General features: G+C 64.9%; 1 protein-coding gene. It reads left to right on the plus strand.

The annotated features are described in order from the left end of the window. Positions 1-306: 306 nt before the first annotated feature. Positions 307-1,281 (plus strand): IS21 family transposase (gene istA / locus V5F77_RS28845; RefSeq protein WP_449317033.1); only part of this gene is annotated, 975 nt, incomplete at its 3' end.

The raw sequence follows: 1,281 nt of genomic DNA on the forward strand, positions 1-1,281 counted from the left end.
GGGTCATGCTTCGGCATTGCCTGCCGGAGGCCTCCTCATTGCGAGCGGCAGATCTGCAGCTGAGCAGTGGTCAGGAAATCCGCCTGGCCAACATGTTTGCCACCGTGCGACGCGGCAATCAGCATGAGAACGCGCGACAATCAAGGTGAGAAAGTCTTCTGACGCTTGCGGCGCAGGGAGGGCGTAGCCCGACCGGAGGCGCAAGCGTCAGAAGACTTGGCCTGAGCTCCCGCCGGGAGCGCGGGCCGACTGTTGATCGTGACCGGCTGGAGGATTGGATGGATCTCTTCGTGAAGGGATCCGCCATTGCCCGGCCGCCATGTCACCGATCACCAGATGAGGCTCTACATGACATTCCGACAGACAGACGGACCCGCGGTCTCGGCCGCGAAGGCGTCGATCAGCACAGCCACCGCCTATCGCTTCGAGCAGGATCACCGACCGCCCTCGGCCAAGGCGGAGCCACGCGGGCGTCGGCGCCCTGATCCTCTCGTCTCGTTCTTCGACGCCGAGGTGGTGCCGATGCTGTCCGCGGCGCCGGAGTTGCGCGCGGTGGCCATCTTTGAAGAGATGCAAAGGCGCCATCCCGACCTGCCCGACGGCACGCGGCGCACGCTGGAGCGCCGGATCCGCTCGTGGCGGGCCCTGCATGGTGCGAACCAGGAGGTGATTTTCCGCCAAATCCATGAGCCCGGCCGGATGGGACTGTCGGATTTCACCGACATGGCCGATCTGGCCGTGACCATCGCAGGCGTTCGGCTTGACCATCGGCTCTATCATTTCCGCCTCGCCTACTCCGGTTTCGCGCATGCCCATGTCATTCTCGGCGGCGAAAGCTATGTGGCGCTGGCGGAAGGATTGCAGAATGCGCTGTGGGCCCTGGGTGGTGCGCCGCACGAGCATCGCTCCGACAGCCTCTCGGCGGCGTTTTGCAACCTCGACAGCGACGCGCGCGAGGACCTGACCCGGCGCTATGACGCGCTGTGCCTGCATTACGGGATGGAACCGACCCGCAACAACCGCGGTGTCGCGCATGAGAACGGGTCGATCGAAGGTCCGCACGGCCATCTCAAGAAGGCGGTGGAGGATGCGCTGCTGATGCGCGGCACCCGCGACTTCGTCGATCTCGCTGGCTATCGCCTCTTCATCGACGAGATCGTCAGCCGCAAGAACGCCCATCACGCCAAGCGTATCGCCGCCGAGCGAATTGTTCTGCAACAGCTGCCCGGCCAGCGGACCTGCGACCATGAGGAGACGATCGTCACCGTCACCTCCTCGGGC

This window comes from Roseixanthobacter psychrophilus (assembly GCF_043195195.1).
Lineage (GTDB): Bacteria > Pseudomonadota > Alphaproteobacteria > Rhizobiales > Xanthobacteraceae > NCEH01.